We start from the raw sequence: 19,125 nt of genomic DNA, 5'->3' as shown, positions 1-19,125 counted from the left end.
ATTTAAACCATGACGCAAACTTATAACGCTGATGCCATTGAGGTACTCACTGGGCTTGAGCCGGTACGCCGTCGCCCTGGGATGTACACTGACACGACCCGTCCTAACCATCTTGGACAGGAAGTGATTGATAACAGTGTGGATGAAGCACTGGCTGGCCACGCGAAACGCGTGGATGTGATCTTACATGCCGATCAATCGCTGGAAGTCATTGACGACGGACGCGGCATGCCGGTGGATATTCACCCAGAAGAAGGCGTTCCGGCGGTCGAGCTGATCCTCTGTCGCCTGCATGCAGGCGGTAAGTTTTCTAATAAGAACTACCAGTTTTCAGGCGGTTTACATGGAGTGGGTATCTCCGTGGTCAACGCGCTTTCAAAACGTGTAGAAGTGAACGTGCGTCGCGATGGTCAGGTGTACAACATCGCGTTTGAAAACGGTGACAAAGTGCAGGATCTGCAGGTGGTCGGTACTTGCGGTAAACGCAATACCGGAACCAGCGTGCACTTCTGGCCGGATGAAACCTTCTTTGACAGCCCACGTTTCTCTGTTTCTCGCTTAACGCACGTACTGAAAGCGAAAGCGGTACTGTGCCCGGGCGTAGAAATCACCTTTAAAGATGAAGTGAACAATAGCGAGCAGCGCTGGTGCTACCAGGACGGTCTGAATGACTACCTGAGCGAAGCCGTAAACGGTCTGCCAACGCTGCCGGAAAAACCGTTTATCGGTAACTTCAGTGGTGAGACTGAGACTGTCGACTGGGCGTTGCTGTGGCTGCCGGAAGGCGGTGAATTACTGACCGAAAGTTATGTCAACCTGATCCCTACTATGCAGGGCGGTACGCATGTTAACGGCCTGCGCCAGGGACTGCTGGACGCGATGCGCGAGTTCTGCGAGTACCGTAATATTCTGCCGCGTGGTGTGAAGCTGTCAGCAGAAGATATCTGGGATCGTTGCGCCTATGTGCTGTCGGTAAAAATGCAGGATCCACAGTTTGCCGGACAGACCAAAGAGCGTCTTTCTTCACGTCAGTGTGCGGCATTCGTTTCTGGCGTAGTGAAAGATGCCTTTAGCCTGTGGCTGAACCAGAACGTGCAGTCCGCCGAGCAGCTGGCGGAAATGGCTATTTCCAGCGCGCAGCGTCGTTTGCGTGCGGCGAAAAAAGTGGTACGCAAAAAGCTGACCAGCGGTCCGGCGCTACCGGGGAAACTGGCGGACTGTACCGCACAGGATCTCAATCGCACCGAATTGTTCCTCGTCGAAGGTGACTCGGCGGGCGGATCGGCCAAGCAGGCGCGCGATCGTGAATTCCAGGCGATCATGCCGCTGAAAGGGAAGATCCTCAATACTTGGGAAGTTTCTTCTGATGAAGTGCTGGCTTCGCAGGAAGTTCACGATATTTCGGTGGCGATCGGTATCGATCCGGACAGCGATGATCTGAGCCAACTGCGCTATGGCAAGATCTGTATTCTGGCGGATGCGGACTCCGATGGTCTGCACATCGCGACGCTGCTGTGCGCGCTGTTTGTGAAACACTTCCGTACGCTGGTGAAACACGGTCACGTCTATGTGGCGCTGCCTCCGTTGTACCGTATCGATCTCGGCAAAGAAGTGTATTACGCACTGACAGAAGAAGAAAAAGCGGGCGTGCTGGAGCAGTTAAAGCGCAAGAAAGGGAAACCGAACGTACAACGCTTTAAAGGTCTGGGTGAAATGAACCCGATGCAACTACGTGAAACGACGCTGGACCCTAATACGCGTCGTCTGGTGCAGCTCATCATTGATGATGAGGACGATCAGCGTACGAATGCGGTGATGGATATGCTGCTGGCCAAGAAACGTTCAGAGGATCGTCGCAACTGGTTGCAGGAGAAAGGTGATCTGGCGGATCTCGAAGGCTAAGGATTATGAGTATGTAGGCCGGATAAGGCGGTTAATACCGCCATCCGGCAAGGTCATCATGCCCGATGGCGCTGCGCTTATCTGGCCCGGCGGCCATGACGATAGCTTAAATACCCGACTCCAGAATACGAATATTCATGTCCAGCACGTCACCTTTAACGGCTTCGCTGTAGGCTTTCATATGCGGGGTCTGCAAATGCGCTTCAAGATGCGCGATGCTTTCCCACTGTTCAACCATCACGATTGAGTCTGGTGCTGTGGTCTGAAAACTAACACCCGCAGCATGATCCACCATCGGCGCATAGCCGTGGCAGCCTTCTTCCTTCAGTACGGTCGGAACGATTTTAGCAAACTGATCCAGCACCGCCTGGCGGTGATGTTGACCTGGACGTGTACGGATTTCTGCAATAACAGTAAGCATGATTAACTCCTTCTAATTCCAGGTGACTAGTTAACCAAAAATCTCGGTCAGATGCTTGCGATATTCTGCGATATAACGCGGAACATCTGGCATTTTAATCACGTCATTGGTGATAAACGTCGGCAGCGCTTCCATTCCCAGGAACTGATTTGCTTTATGGAACGGCAGATACACGCCATCAACTCCAACACCATGGAAGAATTGGTCTTTTTCAGTGAAGGCTTCCATTGGCGCGTTCCAGGTCAGGGACAGCATGTATTTTTTGCCCTGAATCAGCCCGCCGGAACCGTATTTTTTAGAGGCATCTGAACGTGTACGACCATCGCTGGCATACAGCGTACCGTGACCTTCGGTAAACACATCATCGATGTATTTTTTCACCGTCCACGGTGCACCCATCCACCAGCCCGGCATTTGCCAGATAACCACATCAGCCCAGACGAAGTTCTGCACTTCAGTTTTAATGTCGTAATCGCCATCAGCACGCACGATTTTAACATCATGCCCGAGGTCGCGCAGGAGGCCATCCGCGACCTCGGTCAGGGTGTCGTTTAACTGACCGTTAGAGTGAGCGAATTTTTTCGCACCATTGATAATCAGAATGTTGCTCATTTTGTGTCCTCAAGGAAATACGTTTGAGGACGATTTTACCCCCACGGGCGGTACGGTGAAATTAGCAAAATGTGCAAAGTCTTTTGCATTATTAGCAATAATGCGGTCTTTACCAGCTGATTTTGGCCTCAAACCCGCCTTCCGGGGCATTACCAAACGAGGCAGACATCCCGTGTAATGTCGCTATACGACGAACGATCGACAGGCCCAGACCACTGCCGGTAACGCTTTGTCCCGGCGGACGATAAAAGCGTTCACCAATGTGCGTCAGGACTTCCGGTGCAACGCCCGGACCGTTATCGTTGACGCTAAAATAGCGGGAGTTAAGCGTCACCTCTACAATGCTACCCTGCGGGCTATAGCGAATCGCATTATCCAGCAGATTCCGCACCATCAGGCTGAGTAACAATGGTTGTCCCATACGTTTGATATCGTGGGCGTTAATCTGCAAACGAACATCAATGTGGGCCTGTTGCGCCGGGTGATAGATATCCATTACTGCGGATTGCAGTAGTTCCTCCAGCGAGATATCAGCCACGTCCTGAAGGTTGTCGAGGGAGTCGAGTCGTGACAGCGTCAGCAACTGATCCACCAGCCGCGTAGCGCGTTCGATCCCCGCGTGTAGCTGCACCAGCGCTTTTTCCCGTGTTTGCGGATCATCATCTGATAGTTGAACCACTTCTGTTTGCACTCGCAGCGCAGTTAATGGGCTGCGTAGCTCATGGGCAGCGTCAGAAGTAAAGCGCCGTTCGCGTACCATCATGGAATGTGTACGGATAAAAAGCTGATTGAGCGATTCGACCAGTGGACGCACTTCGCTTGGCACGCCTTTGGGGTCGAGGGGGTCTTCTGATTCGGGTGAGCGCCAGCGCAGGGCCTGGGCCAGTTTTTTCAACGGCCTGAGTTCACGACTGAGCATAACCACCAGGATCAGCAGCATCAGTGGGAGCGCGACCAGCCACGGGGTGAGTTGGGCGCTTACTATCGCCAACGCCATGTCTTCCCGATATTCCCACTCCTGACCAACGACTATACGGTATTTGCCATCCGCAGAATTCAGCCACAGAAACCGCCACGAGTCATTGTCACCGTTAAGTTGGCCGTTACTAAAGCCTTCCCGGCTGTAGCTGTAGGGAATGTCCCGACCGTTGTCGCCATCGTGCAGCACCATTTTCCCATCGGTGGAATAGATAGCAAACGCCAGCGCATCGTCGTCAATATGGCCGTGCTTCAGCTTCTTTGGCGTACCGGCCATATTGTGTGAAGCAGTAACGTCGCTGATATCCAGTGTGCTTAGCCGTTTGGCGAACAGCATTAACTGAGTATCAAACAGTTCATCCACATTGTCAGTTGTCTGCTTCCAGGCCACAAAACTGGAGATCGCCCAGGTTATAGAGGCCAGAAAAAGAAAAATAAGCGTTAGCCTGACGCGCAGGCTGAGGCGTTGTGTGAGTTTCATGCATCACCCAGGGTGTAGCCAATGCCATGTACAGTGCGGATAAAGTCGCTGCCGAGCTTACGGCGTAAGTGGTGGACGTGCACTTCAACGGCGTTGCTGGAGACGTTTTCGTCCCAGTTATACAGTTTTTCTTCGATCAGTTTGCGGGGCAGCACGCGGCCTTTACTACGCATCAGTAGTTCCAGTAGGGCGAACTCTTTGGGTTTGAGTGACAAAGGTTCACCTGCGACTGTCGCGACCAGCGCGCCGGGATCAAGCGAGACCTGACCATGGCTCAGAATGTTGCTGGCCTGGCCGCTGGCGCGGCGTACCAATGCTTCCAGTCTGGCGGCAACCTCGATGAGTGCAAAAGGTTTGCACAGATAGTCATCCGCGCCCAGGCGCAGGCCTTCAACGCGTTCTGTCAGCGCATCCCGAGCCGTCAGAATCAGCACAGGCTCTTGCTTACCCTTTGCCCGCCATTCGCGCAGGATATCGCGCCCGTCGATACCCGGCAGGGTCAGGTCAAGGATTACCGCATCATAAGGGGCGCTGTACAGCGCTTCTTTTCCCTGACGACCTTCGGTAAACCAGTCGATGCTGAAACCCATTTTACTCAGACCTGTTTTAAGGCCATCGCCAATCAACGTGTCATCTTCGATCAGTAAAATACGCATATGTTCTTCCCTGCGATAACGCTCTTTGCCGACAGTAAACCTTGTGACAACAGTCTCTGTACAGCAAAAAAAGTATCTTTTTTTGTCTTAAGAACTTGTTAAGGATTAACTTATTTAATAGTCGTAAACCAACATGAAAGGGAGACATGACGATGAAAAAATTAGCTGCAATGGTTGCCATAATGGCACTGTGTTCCGCACCTGTTTTTGCCGCTCAGCAGGGCGGCTTCTCTGGGCCAACGACAACCACTACGCAGAGCCAAAACGGCGGATTTGTCGGCCCGAACGGCAGCAGCACCACTGTTGAAAGTGCAAAATCGCTGCGTGATGACACCTGGGTCACGTTACGCGGGAACATCGTTGAACGTATTTCTGACGATCTGTACCTGTTTAAGGATGCCACTGGCACGGTTAATGTGGATATCGATCATAAACGCTGGAACGGCGTAACCGTCGGCCCGCAGGATACGGTTGAAATTCAGGGTGAAGTGGATAAAGACTGGAACTCCGTTGAAATCGACGTGAAACAGATTACCAAAGTTGCTAAGTAATCCCCATCAGGGCCGCATTCGCGGCCCTTTTCTTTGTGACTCAACACGCCAGATAGGGTAGTATCTGCGGCAATATTGCCCTTCAATAGACGGGTATAAGTTGAGGAACCACGATTAATGAGCGATATGGCAGAGCGCCTTGCGCTGCATGAATTCACGGAAAACGCCTATCTGAACTACTCCATGTACGTCATCATGGACAGGGCGTTGCCGTTTATTGGTGATGGTCTGAAACCTGTTCAGCGTCGCATCGTTTACGCGATGTCCGAACTGGGGCTGAACGCCAGCGCCAAGTTTAAAAAATCAGCCCGTACTGTCGGTGACGTGCTGGGTAAATACCATCCGCACGGCGACAGCGCCTGCTATGAGGCGATGGTGCTGATGGCCCAGCCCTTCTCTTACCGTTATCCGCTGGTTGACGGGCAGGGGAACTGGGGGGCACCGGACGATCCGAAATCCTTTGCCGCGATGCGTTACACGGAATCCCGTCTGTCGAAATATGCGGAAGTCCTGCTGGGTGAACTTGGTCAGGGAACGTCGGATTGGGTGCCAAACTTCGACGGCACTATGCAGGAGCCGAAAATGCTGCCTGCGCGTCTGCCGAATATTCTGCTGAACGGCACGACCGGTATTGCTGTGGGAATGGCGACGGATATTCCACCGCATAACCTGCGTGAAGTGGCCAAAGCGGCAATTACGCTGATTGAACAGCCGAAAACGACGTTGGATCAGCTGCTGGATATCGTACAGGGGCCGGATTACCCGACCGAAGCAGAGATCATTACTTCGCGTGCGGAGATTCGTAAGATATACGAAAACGGACGCGGTTCCGTACGCATGCGTGCGGTATGGACGAAAGAAGACGGCGCGGTGGTGATTTCCGCGCTGCCGCACCAGGTCTCCGGCGCAAAGGTGCTGGAGCAGATTGCGGCTCAAATGCGCAATAAAAAGCTGCCAATGGTAGACGATCTGCGCGATGAATCGGATCACGAAAACCCGACTCGTCTGGTGATTGTCCCGCGGTCGAATCGCGTGGATATGGAACAGGTGATGAACCATCTGTTTGCCACTACCGATCTGGAAAAAAGCTATCGCATTAACCTGAACATGATTGGCCTCGACGGTCGTCCGGCAGTTAAAAACCTACTGGAGATCCTCACCGAGTGGCTGACGTTCCGTCGCGATACCGTGCGCCGTCGCCTGAACTATCGCCTGGAGAAAGTCCTCAAGCGCCTGCACATTCTTGAAGGTTTACTGATAGCGTTCCTCAATATTGACGAAGTCATTGAAATTATTCGTCATGAAGATGAGCCTAAACCCGAGCTGATGTCGCGGTTTGGTATTTCAGAAACCCAGGCGGAAGCCATTCTTGAGCTGAAATTACGTCACCTTGCCAAACTGGAAGAGATGAAAATCCGCGGTGAGCAGGACGAACTGGCTAAAGAGCGCGATCAACTGCAGGGCATTCTGGCCTCTGAACGCAAAATGAGTAACCTGCTGAAGAAAGAACTGCAGGCTGATGCGGATGCCTATGGCGACGATCGCCGTTCTCCATTGCAGGAGCGTGAAGAAGCGAAGGCGATGAGCGAGCACGACATGTTGCCGTCTGAGCCAGTGACCATTGTGCTGTCCCAGAGTGGCTGGGTGCGAAGTGCGAAAGGCCACGATATAGACGCTCCGGGCTTAAGCTATAAAGCGGGTGATAGCTTTAAATCGGCGGTGAAAGGGAAGAGTAACCAGCCGGTCGTATTCGTTGACTCAACCGGGCGTAGCTATGCTATCGACCCAATTACTCTGCCGTCGGCACGGGGTCAGGGGGAGCCGTTGACCGGTAAGCTCACGCTGCCACCGGGCGCGACCGTTGAGCATATGCTGATGGAAGGCGACGATCAGAAACTGCTTATGGCATCTGATGCCGGTTACGGTTTTGTCTGCACCTTCAATGACCTCGTCGCGCGTAACCGTGCGGGCAAGGCATTGATTACGCTACCTGAAAACGCGCATGTTATGCCGCCGGTGGTGATTGAAGATGAAACCGATATGCTGCTGGCTATTACCCATGCGGGCCGCATGTTGATGTTCCCGGTGAGCGATTTGCCGCAGTTGTCGAAAGGCAAAGGGAACAAGATCATCAACATTCCTTCTGCGGAAGCGGCGAAAGGCGAAGATGGTCTGGCACAACTCTACGTGCTGCCGCCGCAAAGCACGCTGACTATCCACGTCGGGAAACGCAAAATTAAACTGCGTCCTGAAGAGCTGCAGAAGGTAACCGGCGAGCGTGGTCGTCGCGGTACGCTCATGCGCGGTCTGCAACGCATCGACCGTGTTGAGATTGACTCGCCCCGACGTTCCAGTCACGGCGACAGCGAAGAATAACGCCAGCGTCTGGCTCTCCCTGTTTTCACACAGGGAGAGCTTGTTTTAAAAAATCCCGTGAAACCGTTGTTTATTCGTGCGTTGCGATTAACAATACGCTTTTCCAGAGAGCCGCTCTTAACAATGCCCTAACCTGATGCAGTGTTCGGAATCAGGTGACGTAGAATGCCAGGCTCTTAGGCCTTTAGAGGTTGTTATGCTATATATTTTTCGTTTAATTATTACTGTTATTTACTGCATTTTGGTCTGTATTTTCGGTTGCATATACTGTCTGTTCAGCCCAAGAAATCCAAAACACGTTGCGACGTTCGGCCATATGTTTGGTCGCCTGGCTCCCCTGTATGGCCTGAAGGTCGAGTGTCGCATGCCGCCTGACGCGAAGAGCTATGGTAATGCTATCTATATTTGTAACCACCAGAATAACTATGACATGGTTACCGCAGCGAATATCGTTCAGCCACCGACGGTTACAGTAGGTAAAAAAAGCCTGTTATGGATCCCTTTCTTCGGACAGCTGTACTGGCTCACCGGTAATCTGTTGATCGACAGAAATAACCGCGCCAAAGCGCACAGCACCATTGCGGCGGTTGTGAATCACTTTAAAAAGCGTCGTATCTCTATCTGGATGTTCCCTGAAGGAACGCGTAGCCGTGGCCGTGGTCTGCTACCGTTTAAAACAGGTGCGTTCCATGCGGCAATTGCTGCGGGTGTCCCGGTTATCCCTGTTTGCGTTTCAACGACTTCTAATAAGATCAAATTGAACCGGCTGAATAATGGGCTGGCGATTGTAGAGATGCTGCCGCCAGTGGATATCAGTCATTTTGGTAAAGATCAGGTTCGTGAACTGGCAGCGCATTGCCGCACGCTGATGGAACAAAAAATCGCAGAACTCGATAAAGAAGTTGCTGAGCGGGAAGCTGCCGGTAAGGTTTAATTCGCTCATTTCGGGTTTGTTACAGGAAATGATTTCCTGCGTGTTAATCGCCAGTTTTTCATGGAGCTTATATGTCATTCAGTCGGCGTCAGTTCATTCAGGCATCGGGGATCGCGCTGTGTGCAGGTGCTGTTCCACTGAAGGCTAATGCTGCCGGTCAGCAACAACCGCTACCTGTTCCCCCCCTGCTGGAGTCCCGTCGGGGACAGCCGCTATTTATGACGCTGCAACGTGCGCACTGGTCGTTTACGCCTGGCACACGCGCACCCGTCTGGGGTGTTAACGGGCGCTACCTGGGGCCGACAATCCGCGTCTGGAAAGGCGATGATGTCAAGCTTATCTACAGCAACCGTCTGACAGAAAATGTCTCAATGACCGTTGCCGGATTACAGGTTCCAGGTCCTCTTATGGGCGGGCCGGCGCGTATGATGTCGCCTAATGCGGACTGGGCGCCCGTGCTGCCGATCCGCCAAAGCGCTGCGACCTTGTGGTATCACGCCAATACGCCAAATCGCACTGCCCAGCAGGTCTATAACGGCCTTGCCGGGATGTGGCTGGTTGAAGATGAAGTGAGTAAATCACTGCCGATCCCTAACCACTATGGCGTGGATGATTTTCCCGTCATTATTCAGGATAAGCGCCTGGATAACTTCGGTACGCCAGAATATAGCGAGCCGGGCAGCGGTGGTTTTGTCGGGGATACTCTTTTGGTCAACGGGGCGCAAAGTCCGTATGTCGAAGTGTCTCGTGGCTGGGTGCGTTTGCGTTTGCTGAATGCCTCAAACTCGCGTCGTTATCTGCTGAAAATGAGCGATGGCCGTGCGCTGCATGTTATCTCAGGCGATCAGGGGTTTTTACCCGCACCGGTTTCGGTGAAGCAGCTATCGCTGGCGCCAGGTGAGCGTCGTGAGATTCTGGTCGATATGACCAACGGTGATGAAGTTTCGATTACCTGCGGCGAGGCGGCCAGTATTGTTGACAGGATCCGTGGTTTCTTTGAACCTTCCAGTATCCTGATCTCCACGCTGGTACTGACTTTGCGACCAACCGGTCTTCTGCCGCTGGTAACGGATAGCCTGCCAATGCGTCTGTTACCCACCGAAATTTTGAGCGGCTCGCCGATTCGCAGCCGTGATATTAGCCTTGATGACGATCCTGGAATCAATGGCCAACTGTGGGATGTCAATCGCATGGATATCACGGCGCAGCAGGGCTCCTGGGAGCGCTGGACGGTGCGCGCAGATATGCCGCAGTCGTTCCATATCGAAGGCGTCTCTTTCCTGATCCGTAATGTGAATGGCGCGATGCCGTTCCCGGAAGACCGTGGCTGGAAAGATACCGTCTGGGTTGATGGGCAAGTGGAGTTGCTGGTCTATTATGGACAGCCTTCCTGGGCGCATTTCCCGTTCTACTTCAACAGCCAGACGCTGGAAATGGCAGACCGTGGTTCTATTGGACAGATGCTGGTGAATCCGGCTCCGTAACGGATATTCCTGTGCCGGGTGGCGGTTTCGCCTAACCCGGCCTGGCCCGTGCGAAAGCACAGGCACGGTCAGCGTAGCACCAGCAGAGATGAAATTTAACATCCTTACAATACTCCTTCATTTCCCCTGTTGATCCAGCGTATAATCCCCGGCCTTTGATTATTTTTTTACCATTTTTTTGGAAGCATTATGAGCGCAATATCCCTGATCCAACCGGACAGAGACCTTTTCTCCTGGCCGCAGTATTGGGCCGCCTGCTTTGGGCCGGCACCATTTTTGCCGATGTCACGCGACGAAATGGATCAACTTGGCTGGGATAGCTGCGACATCATTCTGGTTACCGGCGATGCGTACGTCGATCACCCGAGCTTCGGTATGGCTATTTGCGGCCGTATGCTGGAAGCACAGGGCTTTCGCGTGGGGATCATCGCCCAACCGGAGTGGAACAGCAAAGATGACTTTATGCGTCTGGGCAAACCGAACCTGTTCTTCGGCGTAACTGCCGGCAACATGGACTCGATGATCAACCGTTATACCGCCGATCGCCGACTGCGCCATGACGATGCCTATACGCCGGACAACGTGGCGGGTAAACGCCCGGATCGCGCGACGCTGGTTTATACCCAGCGCTGTAAAGAAGCCTGGAAAGATGTGCCGGTTATTCTCGGCGGTATTGAAGCCAGCCTGCGCCGTACTGCGCATTACGATTACTGGTCAGATACCGTGCGTCGTTCCGTGTTGGTGGATTCAAAAGCCGACATGCTGATGTTTGGCAACGGTGAACGTCCATTGGTGGAAGTCGCACACCGTCTGGCGATGGGCGAAACCATTGATCAGATCCGCGACGTGCGTAATACCGCGATTATGGTCAAAGAAGCGCTGCCGGGCTGGAGCGGGGTGGATTCCACGCGTCTGGATATGCCAGGAAAAATTGACCCAATCCCTCATCCGTATGGCGAAGACTTGCCGTGTGCTGACAACAAACCGGTGGCGCCGAAAAAACAAGAAGCGAAAGCGGTAACCGTACAGCCGCCGCGTCCGAAGCCGTGGGAAAAAACCTACGTACTGTTGCCGTCGTTCGAGAAAGTGAAGAGCGACAAAGTACTGTACGCCCATGCGTCGCGTATTCTGCACCATGAAACGAACCCAGGATGCGCGCGTGCACTGATGCAAAAGCATGGCGATCGCTATATTTGGGTTAACCCACCGGCGATCCCGTTGTCGACCGAGGAAATGGACAGCGTCTTTGCACTGCCGTACAAGCGTGTACCGCATCCGGCATACGGTAACAGCCGAATTCCCGCCTATGAGATGATCCGTTTCTCGATCAATATCATGCGTGGCTGTTTTGGTGGTTGCTCGTTCTGTTCGATCACCGAGCACGAAGGGCGCATTATCCAGAGCCGTTCTGAAGATTCGATCATCAATGAGATCGAAGCCATTCGTGATACCGTTCCGGGCTTTACCGGCGTGATTTCCGATCTCGGTGGCCCAACGGCTAACATGTATATGCTGCGCTGTAAGTCACCGCGTGCGGAACAGACCTGCCGTCGTCTGTCATGCGTGTATCCGGACATCTGCCCGCATATGGATACCAACCACGAACCGACGATTAATCTTTACCGCCGCGCGCGTGATCTAAAAGGCATTAAAAAGATCCTTATCGCATCCGGGGTGCGTTATGACATCGCCGTTGAGGACCCGCGCTATATTAAAGAGTTGGCAACTCACCATGTGGGTGGCTACCTGAAGATTGCGCCGGAGCATACCGAAGAAGGCCCATTGTCGAAGATGATGAAGCCGGGTATGGGCAGCTACGACCGCTTTAAAGAGTTGTTCGATACCTATTCTAAACAGGCCGGTAAAGAGCAGTACCTGATCCCATATTTTATCTCTGCGCACCCGGGTACGCGTGATGAGGATATGGTGAATCTGGCTCTGTGGCTGAAACAGCGTCGTTTCCGTTTGGATCAAGTGCAGAACTTCTACCCATCACCGCTGGCAAACTCTACAACTATGTATTACACCGGGAAAAACCCGTTGGGTAAAATTGGTTATAAGAGTGAAGATGTGGTGGTGCCAAGAGGTGATAAACAGCGCCGTCTGCATAAAGCACTGCTGCGTTACCATGATCCTGCTAACTGGCCGTTAATCCGTCAGGCGCTGGAAGATATGGGGAAAAAGCATCTGATTGGCGGTCGTCGCGAGTGTTTGGTTCCGGCCCCGACGCTGGAAGAGATGCGCGAAGCACGTCGTCAGAACCGCCACACCCGCCCGGCACTGACCAAGCATACGCCAGTCGCGCACCAGCGTCAGACGCCTGCGGCGAATAAAAAACGCGGGAAAGTTGCGGGGCGCTAATGCCAGACCGTAGACCGGATAAGGTGTGTCACCTTATCCGGTAATGACATTGACGCGTTAAGCTTCACGAATTCTGGCCGCTAATGCGGCCAGCTTTTCATCGTCTGCCCGCTCGTGGTCGTGTGACGACAAATACCCTTCATACTGTTCGAAAAATTTATTCTGCCGTGATTCAATCGGTTTCCAGTGCGTCAAATCACCTGTGCCATGCATAGGGCTGAGCTTACTGTGCACATGATCCACGCCAAACCCTTCGAAAAACATCCCTGTACGGCTGACGTCCGGGAAAGCGTTATCCAGTTTTTTCGCCACCTTTTGGGTCGCCAGCATCAGGTCTGCCAGTGCCTGCGGCGGCATATCAAATGCATAGCTGGGATAGTGCTTTTTCGGGATCACCACGGTAAAACCTTCGGTGTTCGGGAAAATAGACAGAAAGGCCAGGTGATGCTCATCCTCCCAGACTTTATGGCAGGGCGCTTTACCTTCAACAATTTGACAGAAAATACAGGTCATTCCTTTTCTCCGTAGGTAAGACGTTTTGTCAGGACGCAGTGAGTTTAGTACAGACCCAACATCTTCCACCACATCAGCCCTACGGTGATAAAGACGGCTTGATTAAACAGGCTGATGATGAATCCTGTTCGCCACCAGACCCCTGTCGGGACGTACCCGGCACCAAACAGAATCGGGCCGCGGGCGTGAGTGTACTGAGTGAGGGAACAGTACAGGCTGCTGGTGAAGGCCAACATCAACGCCGTAGGCGCTGCAGGAATATTCAAATGCAAGCCGACGCCAAGGAAAACGGCGTACAGCGCCGCAATCTGCGCATTACCGCTGGCAAAAAAGTAGTGGGTATAAAAGTACGCGGCGTTGAGCAGCAGCAGGACAACCACCCAACTGGTTCCATGCATGGTACTGCTCAGGCTATCGCCAATCAGGTTGCCAAACCAGGTGGTAAAGCCCAGCTTTTTCAACTGATTCGCCATCATTAATAGTGCGGCAAACCAGATCAGCGTATCCCATGCGCCTTTCTCACTTTTGACGTCCTCCCAGCTCAGAACGCCGCTGAGCAGCAAGATGGATAAGCCAACAAATGAGGCGGTTGTGGCGTCGACACCCAGCGTATCACCAAAAATCCACAGCACCAGCAGGACGCCGACAGTCGCCAGCATCAGCCATTCACCGCGTGACATACGGCCCATTTCTGCCAGTTCTTTGCGCGCCAGATTAGGGGCATCCGGCGTGTGTTTGATTTCCGGACGTACCAGCCAGTAAACCAGGAGTGGAACCAGCAGCAACGAGACCAGACAAGGCAGCAGCGCCGCCATAAACCAACTGCCCCAGGTCAGTGTGACCCCCGCGTTGGCCGCCAGTTTTACTGCCAACAGGTTGCCGGTATAGCCGGTCATAAAGAGCGCGGCGGTGACATCATTGACATTGCCAATACAGGTGATGAGAAAGGTGCCGATTTTATTGCGGGATTCATCTTCCGGGTTTGAATGGAAACTGCGTGCCAGAGAGTCAGCTATCGGGTAGATGACGCCGCCACAGCGTGCCGTATTGCTTGGCATTGCTGGGGAAAGTATCAGGTCCGCAAACGCCAGTCCGTAGGCGAGTCCCAGGGTACGTTTTCCGAGCAGACGGATCATCTGCAGCGCGATACGTCGACCGAGGCCGGTTTTGATAAACCCGCGGGCAATCATAAAGGCGACGACAATCAGCCAGATCAGCGAACTGTTCAGTTCGCTCAGTGCGGTGGTAATAGCACCGCTGGCGGTTTTATCCCCGGCAGCATAAGCGAGGGCAAAAACGGTAATACCGATAATGCCGACTGCGCCAATAGGCAGAACTTTTGCCACGATAGAAGCAATGGTAGCAACGAAGATAATGGCTGAATGCCAGGCTGGCGCACTTAACCCACTGGGTGGGGTAAGCTGCCAGAGCCCGGCAGAAATCAATAATATAAGAATTAATGGGAGCCATTTGACGCCATGCTGTGTTTTTTCCGCCATGGTCACGCACCTATAGATATTTGTGATGTATTAATGAAATTAATATTATTAATTAATAATTAGTAAGTTATGTCGCGTAATGCTGCACGTGGATGTGCCATAAATACATCTATACTTGCGCGTTTATTGTTTCTTAATATTTCGACAGGAGAAAAGCCCGACGGGAATGCCGGGCTGGAGAGGAGAGATTAACCGCCGAACTGATCCGGGTCAGGGCCCAGGCGTTTACCCTGATCGAGTTTTGCAATTTCACCGAGTTCGTCTTTATCCAGGCGGAAATCCCAGACGTTGAAGTTCTCGGCGATACGGGCAGGGGTGACGGATTTCGGGATGACAACCAGACCGTTATCCAGATGCCAGCGAATGACGACCTGCGCCGGTGATTTGCCATATTTTTCAGCGAGCTCGCGAATGATCTTTTGATCAAATACATCTTTACCGCCCTGCGCCAGCGGGCTCCAGGACTCAGTCTGGATCTTATGTGTTGCGTTCCAGGCGTGAAGCTGGCGTTGCTGCATCAGTGGATGCAGTTCTATCTGGTTAATCACCGGGGGGACACCTGTTTCATCCATCAGGCGCTGGAGATGGTTGATCTGAAAGTTGCACACACCGATGCTCTTGATCAGCCCCTCTTTTTGCAGGTCGATCATGTTTTCCCACGCTTCAACGTAGTGATCAATCGCCGGGACAGGCCAGTGCATCAGGTAGAGATCGAGGTAATCGAGCTGGAGTTTCTCCATGCTTTCGAGCAATGCTTCCCGTGGGCGCTTCTGGTCATCATTCCACAGCTTGGTGGTAATGAATAACTCTTCGCGTGGTACGCCCGCATTGCGTAATGCTTTGCCGACACCTTCTTCGTTTTTGTACGCCGCAGCGGTATCGATAGAGCGATAACCGACTTCCAGCGCTTTATGAATGGCGGAGATGACTTCTTCATTGCTTGCCTTCCAGACCCCCAGGCCCAGTTGCGGCATGACGTTACCATCCTGTAGCTTGATAATGGTTGGACCGGTCATAATTCCCCCCCTTAATTGAGTTCACCGGGGCAAGCCCCGGTAAGTTAGGTGTGATTTAAGTCTGGCCTATACTCGTCATACTTCAAGCTGTATATGCGTTGGCTGCACTTGTTCACCCCTGTCACTTACTTCTGTCAGCTCCAGGGGATTCTCTCTTTTGCCGGCTTTATGCAACTCGAATTGTTGAGAGTATAAATAGCCAAAAACGAAAGTCAGAGGTCAAAAAACCTTAGCGGGCAGCTTCGTAAATCCGGCGGCTGACGTCCAGCGTGATGTCCTGATGTTCACCCAGTTTCGTGCCGCCATGCGCTTCCAGTTTTTCCAGAAGTGCCGGGATGGAGCTGCCATCCAGACCGTAGTCAGACAGGTGAGTCGGTACACCCATTTGTTCGAAGAACTGACGGGTGGCGGCAATCGCGGCATCAATGCGCTGGTCTTCGGAGCCTTCAGTGATATTCCAGATGCGCTCTGCGTATTGCAGCAGTTTGGCACGCTTGGTATCGCGTTTTTCATTCCACAATGCAGGCAGGACGATTGCCAGCGTCTGAGCGTGGTCGAGTCCGTGCATTGCCGTCAGTTCGTGACCCAGCATATGGGTTGCCCAGTCCTGCGGTACGCCTGCACCGATCAGCCCGTTCAGTGCCTGAGTGGCTGCCCACATGACGTTAGCACGCACGTTGTAGTTTTCCGGCTCCTGTAATGCTTTTGGACCTTCTTCGATAAGCGTCAGCAGAATGCCTTCGGCAAAGCGATCCTGAATTTTGCCGTCAACCGGATAAGTCACATATTGCTCAACGGTATGAACGAATGCATCCACCACACCGTTTGCCACCTGACGCGGCGGGAGGGTGTAGGTGTAAACCGGATCCAGCACGGCAAAAACCGGCTGCACAAACGGGGTCATAAAGGCCAGCTTATCGCCGGTGGTTTTACGCGAAATTACCGCTCCGGAGTTAGATTCAGAACCGGTTGCTGGCAGGGTTAATACGGAACCCATTGGGATGGCGCTTTTTACGTCATTGCCGTGGGTTTCCAGAATACGCCATGGATCGATGCCGTCAGCGTACTGTGCTGCAGCGGCGATGAATTTGGTGCCGTCGAGAACAGAACCGCCGCCTACCGCCAGCAGGAATGTCACCTTCTCATCACGGACAATTTTTACCGCGTTCATCAGCGTTTCATAGGATGGGTTCGGCTCAATACCGCCAAACTCGAGCACATCCAGACCTTTCAGTGCGTCCTGAACTTGTGCCAGAACACCTGTTTTTTTCACGCTACCACCGCCGTAGGTAATCAGTACGCGAGCATCCTGGGGGATTTGGTCGCGCAGTTCTGCAATCGCGCCTTTACCAAACAGAATGCGGGTTGGGGTATGGAGATTAAAGTTGTTCATTGCTCGTTACCTTGTGTGGGTAAAAAAGAGGGCAGGCGAGTGTCTGCCTGATGGTGAACATTGTGGTCGTCAGAAGCGTTCCTCTCAATGCTCATTTCTGCCGATGTCTTGCCCATTTCTACAGACTACTGGAGAAAAGAGATAAAAGTGCGCACTATATCAAGGTTGCAAATCAATGATGAAATGGTGCCCTATGAACCGTGATGAGATCTGTCTCCTGCTGACAGATAAAATTAATCAGCTGAAAAATAATGAGAATAAATTAAATGATCTGCTGCCTGATATTCGCTTACTGTATGGCTCTGAACCAGGGGGGCGCACACCAGTGATGTATCAGCCTGGCATCATATTTCTCTTTTCAGGACATAAAATTGGTTATATCAACGAGCGTGTCTTTCGCTATGACGCCAACGAATATTTACTGCTAACAGTACCTTTACCCTTTGAATGTGAAACTTATGCGACACCGGACGTTCCGTTGGCGGGTATCCGCCTGAACGTCGATATCCTGCAATTGCAGGAATTGCTGATGGATATTGGGGAGGATGAGCTGTTCCAGCCCGCAATGGCGGCAAGCGGGATTAATTCGGCGACGCTATCCGATGAAATTCTTTGTGCAGCGGAACGTCTGCTGGATGTGATGGAGCGGCCATTGGATGCACGTATTCTGGGAAAACAGATTATTCGTGAGATCCTCTACCACGTGCTGACCGGGCCACGTGGAGGAGCCTTACTGGCGCTGGTCAGTCGCCAGACACATTTCAGTTTGATAAGCCGTGTGCTGAAGCGAATTGAAACCAAGTACACCGAAAATCTCAATGTTGAGCAATTAGCGGCAGAGGCCAATATGAGCGTGTCGGCGTTCCATCATAATTTTAAATCGGTGACCAGTACTTCACCATTGCAGTATCTGAAGAGCTATCGATTGCATAAAGCGCGGATGATGATGATTCATGATGGGATGAAAGCGAGTGCGGCGGCAATGCGCGTGGGTTATGAGAGTGCATCGCAGTTTAGTCGGGAGTTCAAACGTTACTTTGGCGTCACGCCAGGGGAAGATGCAGCCAGAATTAGGATGATGCAGGGGAGTTGATCTCTTGTCGGTCAGACAGGTTTACTGTAGGCCTTAAAGCTGCGCGCCATAAGGCGAAATGCCGGGAGGGGACCCGGCCTACGGACGCAGCTCAGGCGCTACAGTATTTTTTTTTAATCACCACGAACAGCGTTCCCAGCAGACCTGCAGTTAGCAGGGCGATTGGCAGGATCATTAAAAAGGTCATTACCTGATCTTCGTGGCGTTTAACAAACGGGATCATGCTGAGCGCATAGCCGAAACTGGTGACCACCGTGACCCACAGCAGGCCGCTCAGCCAGTTAAAAAACTGGAAACGACGGTTAGGCAGCCCTGAAATCCCCGCCATGGTCGGCAGCAAGGTGCGTACAAACGCCAGGAAACGTCCGGCGAGTAGTGCCATCAACCCGTGTTGGTCAAACATACAGGTAGCACGCTGATGATATTTTTCAGGTAATTGTGCCAGCCAGCCTTTCACTGTTCGTGTATTGCCCAGCCAGCGCCCCTGAATGTAGCTCAGCCAGCAACCGAGGCTGGCAGCGGCAGTCAGAATCGCTATGGTAGGTAAAAAGCTCATCACGTCCTGAGCAATCAGCGCTCCTGCCAGTAATAGCAGGCTGTCACCGGGCAAAAAGGAGGCGGGCAGCAGGCCATTTTCTAAAAACAGCGTGGCGAACATCACAAAGTACACCACGCTCACGACGTGTGGGTCCGCCAGCGCGGCAAAATCATGTTGCCAGAGCGCGGAGATAATATCTTGAATGACTACCATGGACTTTCCTGTGGAACAGCGTTTATAGGTGGATTGTACTCCTGAATTGTCCGGGATGCCTTGATCCCGGACGCAACAATTGCAGACTTTTCCACCAGAAGTGT

The 19,125-nt window shown here is 52.6% G+C and carries 16 protein-coding genes; 7 read left to right on the top strand and 9 right to left on the bottom strand.

The window, feature by feature from the left end; translation table 11 throughout:
- Positions 1–9 precede the first annotated feature (9 nt).
- Positions 10–1,902, top strand: a complete 1,893-nt coding sequence (parE, locus tag ACLJXE_RS09705; RefSeq protein ID WP_271454301.1) for a DNA topoisomerase IV subunit B — start codon at positions 10–12, stop codon at positions 1,900–1,902.
- 106 nt (positions 1,903–2,008) lie between these two features.
- Here the strand turns inward: parE and ACLJXE_RS09700 are convergent, their stop codons facing one another.
- The 4 genes from ACLJXE_RS09700 to qseB form a co-directional block, all read right to left on the bottom strand.
- Positions 2,009–2,323, bottom strand: coding sequence for a putative quinol monooxygenase (locus ACLJXE_RS09700; RefSeq protein ID WP_003024557.1), 315 nt, complete (start codon positions 2,321–2,323; stop codon positions 2,009–2,011).
- A gap of 30 nt (positions 2,324–2,353) precedes the next feature.
- Positions 2,354–2,935: an NAD(P)H-dependent oxidoreductase gene (locus ACLJXE_RS09695; protein ID WP_271442236.1), complete on the bottom strand. Its 582-nt coding sequence runs from the start codon at positions 2,933–2,935 to the stop codon at positions 2,354–2,356.
- Between the two features lie 109 nt (positions 2,936–3,044).
- Positions 3,045–4,394 carry a quorum sensing histidine kinase QseC gene (gene qseC / locus ACLJXE_RS09690; RefSeq protein WP_410750748.1) on the bottom strand — a complete coding sequence of 450 codons (1,350 nt, stop codon included), beginning with the start codon at positions 4,392–4,394 and terminating at the stop codon, positions 3,045–3,047.
- The gene (gene qseB / locus ACLJXE_RS09685) at positions 4,391–5,050 is read right to left on the bottom strand and encodes a quorum sensing response regulator transcription factor QseB (RefSeq protein ID WP_410750747.1); all 660 of its coding nucleotides are present in this window, start codon (positions 5,048–5,050) and stop codon (positions 4,391–4,393) included. Before qseB ends, qseC begins: the two co-directional genes overlap by 4 nt.
- Positions 5,051–5,202: 152 nt before the next feature.
- On the opposite strand from qseB, the gene ACLJXE_RS09680 reads away from it, so the two are divergent.
- The 5 genes from ACLJXE_RS09680 (at position 5,203) to ACLJXE_RS09660 (ending at position 12,756) form a co-directional block, all read left to right on the top strand.
- Positions 5,203–5,601: a YgiW/YdeI family stress tolerance OB fold protein gene (locus tag ACLJXE_RS09680; protein ID WP_410750746.1), complete on the top strand. Its 399-nt coding sequence runs from the start codon at positions 5,203–5,205 to the stop codon at positions 5,599–5,601.
- A gap of 117 nt (positions 5,602–5,718) precedes the next feature.
- A complete protein-coding gene (gene parC / locus ACLJXE_RS09675) occupies positions 5,719–7,977 on the top strand; it encodes a DNA topoisomerase IV subunit A (RefSeq protein WP_286629488.1) in 2,259 nt (752 codons plus the stop codon).
- 196 nt (positions 7,978–8,173) lie between these two features.
- Entirely contained in the window at positions 8,174–8,911 is a 738-nt protein-coding gene (gene plsC, locus ACLJXE_RS09670; protein ID WP_410750745.1) for a 1-acylglycerol-3-phosphate O-acyltransferase, read from the top strand.
- 71 nt (positions 8,912–8,982) lie between these two features.
- A complete protein-coding gene (ftsP, locus tag ACLJXE_RS09665) occupies positions 8,983–10,395 on the top strand; it encodes a cell division protein FtsP (RefSeq protein WP_005123112.1) in 1,413 nt (470 codons plus the stop codon).
- 189 nt (positions 10,396–10,584) lie between these two features.
- Positions 10,585–12,756, top strand: coding sequence for a YgiQ family radical SAM protein (locus tag ACLJXE_RS09660; RefSeq protein ID WP_040233974.1), 2,172 nt, complete (start codon positions 10,585–10,587; stop codon positions 12,754–12,756).
- Between the two features lie 57 nt (positions 12,757–12,813).
- Here the strand turns inward: ACLJXE_RS09660 and ACLJXE_RS09655 are convergent, their stop codons facing one another.
- The 4 genes from ACLJXE_RS09655 to yqhD form a co-directional block, all read right to left on the bottom strand.
- The gene (locus ACLJXE_RS09655) at positions 12,814–13,269 is read right to left on the bottom strand and encodes an HIT family protein (protein ID WP_286629491.1); all 456 of its coding nucleotides are present in this window, start codon (positions 13,267–13,269) and stop codon (positions 12,814–12,816) included.
- Positions 13,270–13,313: 44 nt separating this feature from the next.
- Complete coding sequence (locus ACLJXE_RS09650) at positions 13,314–14,768, bottom strand: DASS family sodium-coupled anion symporter (RefSeq protein WP_410750744.1); 1,455 nt, start codon at positions 14,766–14,768, stop codon at positions 13,314–13,316.
- Between the two features lie 188 nt (positions 14,769–14,956).
- Entirely contained in the window at positions 14,957–15,784 is an 828-nt protein-coding gene (gene dkgA, locus ACLJXE_RS09645) for a 2,5-didehydrogluconate reductase DkgA (protein ID WP_286629492.1), read from the bottom strand.
- Between the two features lie 229 nt (positions 15,785–16,013).
- Positions 16,014–17,177, bottom strand: a complete 1,164-nt coding sequence (gene yqhD / locus ACLJXE_RS09640; protein WP_410750743.1) for an alcohol dehydrogenase — start codon at positions 17,175–17,177, stop codon at positions 16,014–16,016.
- Between the two features lie 193 nt (positions 17,178–17,370).
- On the opposite strand from yqhD, the gene ACLJXE_RS09635 reads away from it, so the two are divergent.
- Positions 17,371–18,270 carry an AraC family transcriptional regulator N-terminal domain-containing protein gene (locus ACLJXE_RS09635; RefSeq protein ID WP_410750742.1) on the top strand — a complete coding sequence of 300 codons (900 nt, stop codon included), beginning with the start codon at positions 17,371–17,373 and terminating at the stop codon, positions 18,268–18,270.
- A 91-nt stretch (positions 18,271–18,361) separates the two neighbouring features.
- Here ACLJXE_RS09635 and yghB read toward each other — a convergent pair whose 3' ends face one another.
- Positions 18,362–19,021 carry a DedA family general envelope maintenance protein YghB gene (yghB, locus tag ACLJXE_RS09630; RefSeq protein WP_137382572.1) on the bottom strand — a complete coding sequence of 220 codons (660 nt, stop codon included), beginning with the start codon at positions 19,019–19,021 and terminating at the stop codon, positions 18,362–18,364.
- Positions 19,022–19,125: the final 104 nt, after the last annotated feature.

The sequence above is a fragment of the Citrobacter sp. U14242 genome, assembly GCF_046555775.1.
GTDB lineage: Bacteria > Pseudomonadota > Gammaproteobacteria > Enterobacterales > Enterobacteriaceae > Citrobacter.
Note: the sequence above shows the minus strand (reverse complement) of the source record. Positions and strands in the feature narration are given on the sequence as shown.